Here is a 10,085-nt window from a genome sequence, read left to right as displayed (position 1 = left end):
TCCTGGCTGTTCGTTATGTGTATTGGCTTGCTCATTCTCACGTGAGGGGCCCTTACACCGGTCCACCGGACCGATGACCAGCGACCAGCACGCGGCTTGCGTCACCGCGGTGCGGTCAGGGCTGTCGTGATCGTCTTCGGTGACCTTGTCAGGATCCTCACTGAAGAAGCGAAGGCTACGAACCGTGCGTACGTACAGCCCCAAGCCCGGCGATGTGACGCGTCAGTGGCATGTCATCGACGCTCAGGACGTCGTCCTGGGCCGTCTGGCCACCACCGCCGCCACCCTGCTGCGCGGCAAGCACAAGCCGATCTACGCGCCCCACGTGGACGCCGGCGATTTCGTCATCATCATCAACGCGGACAAGGTGCACCTGTCCGGCAACAAGCGGACCCAGAAGATGGCGTACCGGCACTCGGGCTACCCGGGTGGTCTGCGCTCCGTCCGCTACGACGACCTGCTGGCGAACAACCCCGAGAAGGCCATCGAGAAGGCCGTCAAGGGCATGCTCCCCAAGAACTCCCTGGGCCGTCAGATGCTCTCGAAGCTGAAGGTCTACAAGGGTGACCAGCACCCGCACGCCGCTCAGCAGCCGGTGCCGTTCGAGATCACCCAGGTCGCGCAGTAAGTCCGGCCACCCCCTAAGACTGAAGAGAATCTGAGGAGAATCGTGGCCGAGACCACTGCCGAGCAGCCGCTCGAAGAGCTTGACATCGACAGCTACACCACCGAGACCGAGGTCCCGGTGGAGGGTGAGTACACCTCCGAGTCCCTCGCGTCCCGCTTCGGCGAGCCCCAGCCGGCCGCCGGCCTGGGCCGCCGCAAGAACGCCATCGCCCGCGTCCGGATCGTTCCGGGCTCCGGCAAGTGGAAGATCAACGGTCGCACCCTCGAGGACTACTTCCCGAACAAGGTGCACCAGCAGGAAGTCAACGAGCCCTTCAAGGTGCTCGAGCTGGACGGCCGCTACGACGTCATCGCCCGCATCGCGGGTGGCGGTGTCTCCGGTCAGGCCGGTGCGCTCCGTCTCGGTGTCGCCCGTGCGCTGAACGAGGCGGACGTCGACAACAACCGTGGCCCGCTGAAGAAGGCCGGCTTCCTGCGCCGCGACGACCGCGCGGTCGAGCGGAAGAAGGCCGGTCTGAAGAAGGCCCGCAAGGCCCCGCAGTACAGCAAGCGCTGATCGCGTCCGCTGGTCGCTGCAGGCGTCGTACCGCCTGCAGCGCGCACGCATCGCCCCGGCAGCACGTTCTGTGCCGCCGGGGCGGTTCGTTTACGGGGAGCGGCGCTTATCACCGGCTTATGGAGCTTATGGAGCAATCCCGACAGTCTCGGCACGGGCGCGGGTGATAAGCCTGAAGGCAGGTCCGGGGAGTGTACGTAGCCCGTTTCTGTCTGGACACTCGGCATGAGCCGCACATTGGCAGCTAGGTTCGGAGGACGACACAGTGGGACGACTCTTCGGCACGGACGGCGTGCGCGGTGTCGCCAACGCGGATTTGACGGCCGAGATGGCGCTCGGTCTGTCCGTGGCAGCGGCACACGTACTGGCCGAGGCGGGCACCTTCGAGGGCCACAAGCCGAAGGCGGTGGTCGGACGGGATCCGCGCGCGTCCGGGGAGTTCCTGGAAGCCGCCGTGGTCGCGGGGCTCGCCAGCGCGGGCGTGGACGTGCTGCGCGTCGGTGTGCTGCCCACCCCGGCAGTCGCCCACCTCACCGGCGCCCTCGGCGCCGACCTCGGCGTGATGCTCTCCGCCAGCCACAACGCCATGCCCGACAACGGGATCAAGTTCTTCGCCCGCGGCGGCCACAAGCTCGCCGACGAACTGGAGGACAAGATCGAGACCGTGTACGAGGAGCACCGCACCGGCGCTCCCTGGGACCGGCCCACGGGGGCCGGGGTCGGGCGCGTGACGTCGTACGACGAGGGCTTCGACCAGTACGTCGCCCACCTCCTCGACGTCCTGCCGAACCGGCTCGACGGGCTCAGGATCGTCCTCGACGAGGCGCACGGTGCCGCCTCCCAGGTCTCCCCGGAGGCGTTCACGCGGGCGGGCGCCGAGATCATCACGATCGGCGCGGAGCCGGACGGGCTCAACATCAACGCCGGCTGCGGCTCCACCCACCTGGACGAGCTGAAGGCCACCGTCGTCGAGCACGGTGCCGACTTCGGCATCGCGCACGACGGCGACGCCGACCGCTGCCTCGCCGTGGACCACACCGGCGAGGAGGTGGACGGCGACCAGATCCTGGCCGTACTCGCGCTGGCGATGCGGGAGCGTTCCGCACTGCGCTCCGGCACCGTCGTCGCGACGGTCATGTCGAATCTGGGCTTCAAGCTGGCCATGGAGCGCGAGGGCATCGACCTGGTGCAGACCGCGGTCGGTGACCGGTACGTGCTGGAGGAGATGAAGCAGAAGGGCTACACGCTCGGCGGCGAGCAGTCCGGGCACGTCATCATCCTCGACCACGCCACCACCGGCGACGGCACGCTGACCGGCCTGATGCTGGCCGCGCGGGTGGCGCAGACCGGCCGTACGCTCAAGGACCTGGCCTCCGTGATGGAGCGGCTGCCACAGGTCCTCGTGAACGTCCCCGACGTCGACAAGTCCCGTGTCGGCACGTCCGCCGACCTGGCCACCGCCGTCATCGAGGCCGAGCGGGAGCTGGGGTCGACCGGGCGGGTGCTGCTGCGCCCGTCGGGCACGGAGCCGCTCGTACGGGTCATGGTGGAGGCCGCCGACATCGATCAGGCGCGATCCGTGGCCGGCCGTCTCGCGGACGCGGTGAAGTCGGCGCTCGGCTAGAACTGTCCGGCCCTGCAGGCACGTTCACGCTGTCCGGCCCAGAACCACTTCTGAGCCGGCAGGGTGAGCGTGCCGGCGAGCACGATGCCCAGCAGGTTGAGCAGGAGCTGTTCGCTGGACCTCCACGCCTGGCGGTACTCGTCGTCGCTGAAGGCGAGGGCGGCGTTCGCGACGGCCGGGACCGAGATCGCCGCGCCGACCGGTGCCCCCGACTTCGCTGACGTCAGCGAGAGCGTGCCGGCGAGGATCGCGACGACGAACGAGAACGCGTCCGACCGGTGGATGAAGTCGGTGTTGGGCCGCTCGGCGTCCAACTTGACGCGGCTGAACAGGTCCACGGCGTCCATGAAGCAGGTGAACCCGACGGTCACCGGCATGGCCACCGCGAAGCCGACCAGGAGAGCGTCGAGCGAGCGGAGGGCCGGGCGGGACGCCCGCCGCACCAGTGCCGTGCTGAGCCCCGCCGGCGGGCCGAATTCCGGGCCCACCGCCATCGCGCCGACGATCAGGATCGGGTTGTCGAGGACGACACCGCAGGCCCCGATCACGCCTTTTCAGCAGGCCGCACCACTGTTCCGAACGGCTGTCCTACAGCTTGCGCAGGCTCAGCCGCTGCACCTTGTGGTCCGGGCCCTTGCGCAGCACCAGGGTGGCGCGGCCGCGGGTCGGGGCGATGTTCTCGACGAGGTTCGGCTTGTTGATCGTGCGCCACATCGTGCGGGCGTAGTCGAGGGCCTCCTCCTCGGCGACCTGCGTGTACTTGCGGAAGTACGACGAGGGGTCCTGGAAGGCGGTCTGACGGAGTTTCCGGAAGCGGTTGAGGTACCAGCTCTCGATGTCCTCGGTGCGGGCGTCGACGTACACGCTGAAGTCGAAGTAGTCGGCGAGGCCGACGCGGGTACGGCCGTCATGGCCCGGGAGGGCGGGCTGGAGCACGTTGAGGCCCTCGACGATGAGGACGTCCGGGCGGCGGACGGTGAGCGTGCGGCCGGGGACGATGTCGTAGATCAGATGCGAGTAGACGGGGGCCGCCACCTCGTCCTTGCCGGCCTTGATGTCGGCGACGAAACGGGTCAGCGCACGGCGGTCGTACGACTCGGGGAAGCCCTTCCGCGACATCAGACCGCGGGCCTGAAGCTCCTTGGTGGGCAGCAGGAAGCCGTCGGTGGTCACCCGCTCCACCCGGGGGTGCTCGGGCCAGCGGGAGAGCAGGGCCTGGAGGAGGCGGGCGACGGTCGACTTGCCGACCGCCACGGAGCCGGCGACGCCTATGACGAACGGGGTGCCCGACTGCGAGCCCTGCTCGCCGAGAAACGTGTTCAGGGCACCGCGCAGGCCGTCGGTGGCGCCGACGTAGAGGTTGAGCAGCCGGGACAGTGGGAGGTAGATGTCCCGGACCTCGTCGAGGTCGATCACGTCGCCGAGGCCGCGCAGCTTCTCCACCTCCTCGGCGGTCAGCGGCAGCGGCGTCTTGTCGCGCAGTGCGCTCCACTCGGCACGGGTGAGGTCGACGTAGGGAGTCGCCTCCGGCCTGGGCCGGTGGGCGCTCCGGGGCATCGAGGAGACCGGAGAGATCACAGTCCATTGTTAGCGGAGTCTGAACCGGACTGTGAGGTGGCGTCCGTCACGTACGTCTGGCGCGGACATGCCGCAGGGCGGACGGATCCCACCTCCCCCGGCGCCTGACGGTCAGTCCCTTCGGCCGTTGAGGAGTTCGCGGACCATGTGCCCCGGACGGCCGAACCTCCCGGACCGAATACGCCTTCACGGCGGGCAGGAACGGCCGGTGTCCGAGCCCGGCGCGTTCGTACCCCAGTGGGAATTTCCGATTTCGGGCACGCTTCGGGAGGTCGGGAAGTCACCCGGACCGTAGGCTGCGGCACATGTGCGGAATTGTGGGATACGTGGGGCCGCAGTCGGCGCTCGATGTCGTCGTGGCGGGATTGAAGCGGCTGGAGTACCGGGGGTACGACTCGGCGGGCGTCGCCGTGCTCGCGGACGGGAGCCTGGCCGCCGCCAAGAAGGCCGGGAAGCTGGTCAACCTGGAGAAGGAGCTGGTCGACCGGCCGCTGCCGACCGGTACCACGGGCCTCGGGCACACCCGCTGGGCCACCCACGGCGCCCCGACCGACGCCAATGCGCATCCGCATCTCGACAACGCCGGCCGCGTCGCCGTCGTCCACAACGGGATCATCGAGAACTTCGCACTGCTGCGGGCCGAGTTGGAGGAGCGGGGTCATGCGCTCGCCTCCGAGACGGACACCGAGGTCGTCGCGCATCTGCTCGCCGAGGAGTTCTCGGTGACCGCGGACCTGGCGGATGCGATGCGGCTGGTGTGCCGGCGGCTGGAAGGCGCGTTCACGCTGGTCGCGGTGCACGCCGACGAGCCGGACGTGGTCGTCGGTGCGCGGCGGAACTCCCCGCTGGTGGTGGGCGTCGGTGAGGGCGAGGCCTTCCTCGCCTCGGACGTGGCGGCGTTCATCGCCCACACCCGGTCCGCGATCGAGCTGGGCCAGGACCAGGTGGTCGAGCTGCGCCGGGACGGGGTCACGGTCACCGGCTTCGACGGGCGCCCGGCCGACGTCCGGTCCTATCACGTCGACTGGGACGCCTCGGCCGCCGAGAAGGGGGGCTACGACTACTTCATGCTGAAGGAGATCGCCGAGCAGCCCAAGGCGGTCGCCGACACCCTGCTCGGCCGCATCGACGCGTTCGGCTCGCTGCGCCTGGACGAACTGCGGATCTCGGCGGCCGAGCTGCGCGAAGTCGACAAGATCGTGGTGGTGGCGTGCGGTACGGCCTTCCACGCCGGGATGATCGCCAAGTACGCCATCGAGCACTGGACACGCATCCCGTGCGAAGTTGAGCTGGCCAGCGAATTCCGTTACCGGGACCCGATCCTCGATCCGCGCACGCTGGTCATCGCCATCTCCCAGTCCGGCGAGACCATGGACACGCTGATGGCGCTGCGGCACGCCCGTGAACAGGGCTCCAAGGTGCTGGCCATCTGCAACACCAACGGGTCGACGATCCCCCGGGAGTCGGACGCCGTGCTGTACACGCACGCCGGCCCGGAGGTCGCGGTCGCCTCGACCAAGGCGTTCCTGACCCAGCTGGTCGCCTGCTATCTCGTGGCCCTCTATCTGGGCCAGGCGCGCGGCACCAAGTGGGGCGACGAGATCCACGTCGTCATCCGCGACCTGTCGCAGATCTCCCGCGAGGTCGAGCGGGTCCTGGAGACCATGGAGCCGGTACGGGAGCTGGCGCGCTCGCTCGCCGCCAAGAACACCGTGCTCTTCCTGGGGCGGCACGTGGGTTACCCGGTGGCGCTGGAAGGCGCCCTCAAGCTCAAGGAGCTGGCGTACATGCACGCCGAGGGCTTCGCGGCGGGAGAACTGAAGCACGGGCCCATCGCGCTGATCGAGGAGGACCTGCCGGTCGTCGTGGTCGTACCCTCGCCGCGCGGGCGCTCGGTCCTGCACGACAAGATCGTCTCCAACATCCAGGAGATCCGGGCGAGGGGTGCGCGCACCATCGTGATCGCGGAGGAGGGCGACGAGGCGGTGGTCCCGTACGCCGACCATCTGATCCGCATCCCGGCGACCCCGACGCTGCTCCAGCCGCTGGTCGCGACGGTGCCCCTCCAGGTCTTCGCCTGCGAGCTGGCGACCGCCCGGGGCAACGAGGTGGATCAGCCGCGGAACCTGGCGAAGTCGGTGACGGTGGAGTGAGCCCTCAGGGCCTGTGAAAACGTGGTGAGGGCTCCGGCCGGCAAGGCGAGGGTGGCTCCGGCCGGGGCTTCGAGTCGCGTAGGGGTCGAGGTACCGGGCGTCCCGTTGTCCGCAAAGGCGACCGTGGACGCCGTCACCACTGACGTGACGGAGACCCGGCCGCTGGAACCGAGGGACATCATGTCGTTCGTCAGCTACAAGCCGGCGTGACCGATGTGGCTCACGCGACCGCTGCCGTGAGCAAGTCGCCGCAGGCCGGCAGTCGGTTGTGACAGACGCGTCGTCAGAGATCGGAGCCCGGAGACAGGCGGCCGTAGGGTGCTCCGTATGAGCATCATCGGCGTCGGTATCGACGTGGCCGAGATCGACCGGTTCGCGGTGTCGTTGAGGCGTACGCCCGGTCTGGCCGAACGCCTTTTCCTGCACCAGGAGTTGCTGCTGCCGAACGGGGAGCGGCGCGGTGTCGCCTCGCTGGCCGCGCGGTTCGCCGCCAAGGAAGCGGTGGCCAAAGCCCTGGGCGCACCGGGCGGGCTGCACTGGACCGACGCCGAGGTCTACGTGGAGGACAGCGGTCAGCCGCGGCTGCGGGTGACGGGCACGGTCGCGATCCGCGCCGCCGAACTGGGCGTGAAGTCATGGCACGTGTCGCTCAGTCATGACGCGGGGGTGGCGTCGGCGGTCGTCGTGGCGGAGGGGTAGGTCCGCCCTCGACCGGTGGTCGTGAGGGAGACTCGACGGTATGCGTACTGCATACAGCGTGGAGACGGTGAGGGCGGCCGAGCGTTCGCTCATGGCGCGGCTTCCGGAAGGTGCGCTGATGCAGCGCGCCGCCGCCGGACTGGCCGCGGCCTGCGCTCAGTTGCTGCGGCGGGTGTACGGCAGCCGGGTGGTGCTGCTGGTGGGAAGCGGGGACAACGGCGGTGACGCCCTGTACGCCGGCGCGCGGCTGGCCCGGCGCGGTGCGGGCGTCACGGCGGTGCTGCTGGCGCCGGAACGGACCCATCAGGGCGGGCTTGCGGCCCTGCGGAGGGCGGGCGGCACGGTCGTGACGGGCGGACCCGAGTCCGTCGGCGCCGCCGACGAGTCGGTCCGGTGTGCCGACGTCGTGGTCGACGGAATCGTCGGGATCGGCGGCAAGGGCGGCCTGAGGCCGGACGCAGCGCGGCTCGCCGCGCTCGTCGAGCAGTCGCGGGCGGCCGTCGTCGCCGTCGACCTGCCGAGCGGGGTGGAGGCCGACACCGGCGAGGTGCTCGGCCCGGCTGTACGGGCCGATCTGACCGTGACCTTCGGCACCCACAAGCCGGCGCTGCTCATCGACCCGGCGCGGGAGCACGCCGGTTCCGTACGCCTCGTCGACATCGGGCTCGACCTGCCCGCGCAGGCCGAGCTCGAAGCGCTGCAGCACGCGGACGTGGCGGCACTGCTGCCGCGGCCGGCGGCCGAGAGCGACAAGTACCGGCGCGGGGTGGTCGGGATCGCCGCCGGATCCGCGCGCTACCCCGGGGCGGCCGTGCTCGCGGTGGCGGGTGCGCTGCGGGGCGGGGCCGGGGCCGTGCGGTACGTGGGGCCGGCCGGGGGCGCGGTGATCGCACGCTTCCCGGAGACGCTGGTCTCCGAGGCGGGGCCCGCGAAGGCCGGTCGAGTGCAGGCGTGGGTCGTGGGGCCGGGCGTCGGGGACGACGCGGCGACCGTGGCGGAGGTGCTGGAGGCGGACGTGCCCGTGCTCGTCGACGCCGACGGGTTGCGGCTCGCCGACCGGGACGCCGTCCGCGGCCGTGGCGCGCCCACTCTGATGACCCCTCACGCGGGCGAGGCCGCCGCCCTGCTCGGGGTCTCGCGCGAGGAGGTCGAGGGGGCCCGGCTCGCGGCGGTGCGGGAACTGGCGGCGCGGTACCGGGCGACCGTGCTGCTCAAGGGTTCCACCACGTTGGTGGCGGACGCCGGGGGCGGGCCCGTGCGGGTGAACGCCACGGGTACGCCCTGGCTCGCGACCGCCGGGAGCGGGGACGTGCTGTCCGGGCTGTCCGGCTCGCTGCTCGCGTCAGGTCTCGAGGCGCGGGACGCGGGCAGCGTGGCGGCGTATCTGCACGGCCTCGCGGGCCGGTACGCGGCGGACGGCGCGCCCGCGGGCGCGCATGACGTGGCGAACGCCGTCCCGGAGGCCTGGCGGGACGTGCAGGGCTGAACAGCCCCGGTCGACCGTCCCACGTGCCGTACGTCACTGTCCCGCGGCGGAAGACACACGACTTTCCCGTGGTGGAAGGCACGCGCGGCACCGGCATCGAAGAGGCGCCGGAGCCCTCTGAGACACTGGGGCGCGATGACACGTACTGAGACGCCACCCCTGCGCGCCCGAGCCGAGATCGATCTGGCGGCTCTGCGGGCGAACGTCCGTGCCCTGCGAGCCCGCGCTCCCCGCGCCGCCCTGATGGCGGTGGTGAAGTCGGACGCGTACGGCCACGGGGCGGTGCCGTGCGCCCGCGCCGCCCTCGAAGCCGGTGCCGAGTGGCTCGGCACGGCCACGCCCGAGGAGGCGTTCGCCCTGCGCGAGGCAGGTCTGCACGGGCGCGTCCTGTGCTGGCTGTGGACCCCGGGCGGGCCTTGGCGCACGGCGATCGAGGCCGACGTCGACGTGTCCGTCAGCGATCTGTGGGCCCTCGAGGAGGTGCGGGAGGCCGCGGCCGCTGCGGGCGCGCCCGCCCGGGTCCACCTCAAGGCGGACACCGGCCTCGGGCGGGCCGGCTGCCAGCCCGCCGACTGGCCGGAACTTGTCGCCGAGGCCTTGCGGGCCGAGGGGGACGGCCTGGTCACCGTCGTCGGACTGTGGTCGCACTTCGCCTGCGCCGACGAGCCCGGCCACCCCTCCATCGCGTCCCAACTCGGCCGCTTCCGCGCGATGGTGGCGTACGCCGAGGAGCAGGGCGTACGGCCCGAGGTGCGCCACATGGCCAACTCGCCCGCCATGTTGACTCTGCCCGAGGCCCACTTCGACCTGGTCCGGACCGGCATCGCCCTCTACGGTCTGTCGCCCAGTCCCGAACTCGGCACCCCGGCCGACCTCGGGCTGCATCCGGTGATGACGCTGAAGGCCTCGCTCGCCCTGGCGAAGCAGGTCCCCGGCGGCCACGGCGTCAGCTACGGACACAAGTACACGACCCCCGGCAGCACGACCCTCGGCCTGATCCCCGTCGGCTATGCGGACGGCATTCCGCGCCACGCCTCGGGCACCGGCCCGGTCCTGGTCGACGGCAAGCTGCGGACGGTCGCGGGCCGGATCGCCATGGACCAGTTCGTGGTGGACCTGGGGGGCGACGAACCCGCGCCCGGCACGGAGGCGATCCTCTTCGGCTCCGGCGAACACGGTGAGCCCGCCGCCGAGGACTGGGCGCAGGCGGCCGGAACCATCGCTTACGAAATCGTGACCCGGATCGGATCCCGCGTTCCCCGCGTCTACGTGAATGTGAATGCGGAACAAGTTGGATAACCCACACGGGTGAAGCTGGGCAGCCGAAGGCCGGACGGGCGGAGCCCCGGCGGGGAGGAAGCG

Annotated in this window: 8 protein-coding genes and 1 pseudogene; 7 read left to right on the top strand and 2 right to left on the bottom strand. The window is 70.9% G+C overall.

What is annotated here, in order from left to right:
* Positions 1-184: 184 nt before the first annotated feature.
* From rplM to glmM, 3 genes are all read left to right on the top strand, one after another.
* The gene (rplM, locus tag VXC91_RS20975; protein WP_070026304.1) at positions 185-628 is read left to right on the top strand and encodes a 50S ribosomal protein L13; all 444 of its coding nucleotides are present in this window, start codon (positions 185-187) and stop codon (positions 626-628) included.
* A gap of 42 nt (positions 629-670) precedes the next feature.
* The gene (gene rpsI / locus VXC91_RS20970) at positions 671-1,183 is read left to right on the top strand and encodes a 30S ribosomal protein S9 (RefSeq protein WP_329508830.1); all 513 of its coding nucleotides are present in this window, start codon (positions 671-673) and stop codon (positions 1,181-1,183) included.
* A 265-nt stretch (positions 1,184-1,448) separates the two neighbouring features.
* Positions 1,449-2,807: a phosphoglucosamine mutase gene (gene glmM, locus VXC91_RS20965; RefSeq protein WP_329508829.1), complete on the top strand. Its 1,359-nt coding sequence runs from the start codon at positions 1,449-1,451 to the stop codon at positions 2,805-2,807.
* Here glmM and VXC91_RS20960 read toward each other — a convergent pair.
* Together VXC91_RS20960 and coaA are read right to left on the bottom strand one after the other, a co-directional pair.
* Positions 2,804-3,355, bottom strand: a pseudogene (locus VXC91_RS20960) (DUF389 domain-containing protein); the annotation flags it as partial. The gene glmM and the pseudogene VXC91_RS20960 overlap by 4 nt on opposite strands.
* A gap of 40 nt (positions 3,356-3,395) precedes the next feature.
* Positions 3,396-4,364: a type I pantothenate kinase gene (gene coaA / locus VXC91_RS20955; protein WP_329508828.1), complete on the bottom strand. Its 969-nt coding sequence runs from the start codon at positions 4,362-4,364 to the stop codon at positions 3,396-3,398.
* Positions 4,365-4,690: 326 nt separating this feature from the next.
* Between coaA and glmS the strand changes: the two genes are divergently transcribed.
* The 4 genes from glmS to alr all read left to right on the top strand — a co-directional run bounded on the left by glmS (position 4,691) and on the right by alr (position 10,022).
* A complete protein-coding gene (gene glmS / locus VXC91_RS20950; protein ID WP_329508827.1) occupies positions 4,691-6,538 on the top strand; it encodes a glutamine--fructose-6-phosphate transaminase (isomerizing) in 1,848 nt (615 codons plus the stop codon).
* Between the two features lie 327 nt (positions 6,539-6,865).
* Complete coding sequence (locus tag VXC91_RS20945) at positions 6,866-7,237, top strand: holo-ACP synthase (protein ID WP_329508826.1); 372 nt, start codon at positions 6,866-6,868, stop codon at positions 7,235-7,237.
* 40 nt (positions 7,238-7,277) lie between these two features.
* Positions 7,278-8,723, top strand: coding sequence for an NAD(P)H-hydrate dehydratase (locus tag VXC91_RS20940; RefSeq protein ID WP_329508825.1), 1,446 nt, complete (start codon positions 7,278-7,280; stop codon positions 8,721-8,723).
* 135 nt (positions 8,724-8,858) lie between these two features.
* On the top strand, positions 8,859-10,022 hold the full coding sequence (alr, locus tag VXC91_RS20935; RefSeq protein WP_329508824.1) for an alanine racemase: 1,164 nt from the start codon (positions 8,859-8,861) through the stop codon (positions 10,020-10,022).
* Positions 10,023-10,085 lie beyond the last annotated feature (63 nt).

Origin of the sequence: Streptomyces chiangmaiensis, assembly GCF_036281785.1 — a bacterium.
Lineage (GTDB): Bacteria > Actinomycetota > Actinomycetes > Streptomycetales > Streptomycetaceae > Streptomyces > Streptomyces chiangmaiensis.
The sequence above is the reverse complement of the archived record's forward strand: the minus strand, read 5'-3'. Positions and strand labels throughout refer to the sequence as shown.

What these genes read in the sequence shown, in the direction of transcription:
- coaA (WP_329508828.1), bottom strand. Translation starts at nt 4,364, where the DNA reads ATGCCCCGGAGCGCCCACCGGCCCAGGCCGGAGGCGACTCCCTACGTC.
- glmS (WP_329508827.1), top strand. Translation starts at nt 4,691, where the DNA reads ATGTGCGGAATTGTGGGATACGTGGGGCCGCAGTCGGCGCTCGATGTC.
- VXC91_RS20945 (WP_329508826.1), top strand. Translation starts at nt 6,866, where the DNA reads ATGAGCATCATCGGCGTCGGTATCGACGTGGCCGAGATCGACCGGTTC.
- VXC91_RS20940 (WP_329508825.1), top strand. Translation starts at nt 7,278, where the DNA reads ATGCGTACTGCATACAGCGTGGAGACGGTGAGGGCGGCCGAGCGTTCG.
- alr (WP_329508824.1), top strand. Translation starts at nt 8,859, where the DNA reads ATGACACGTACTGAGACGCCACCCCTGCGCGCCCGAGCCGAGATCGAT.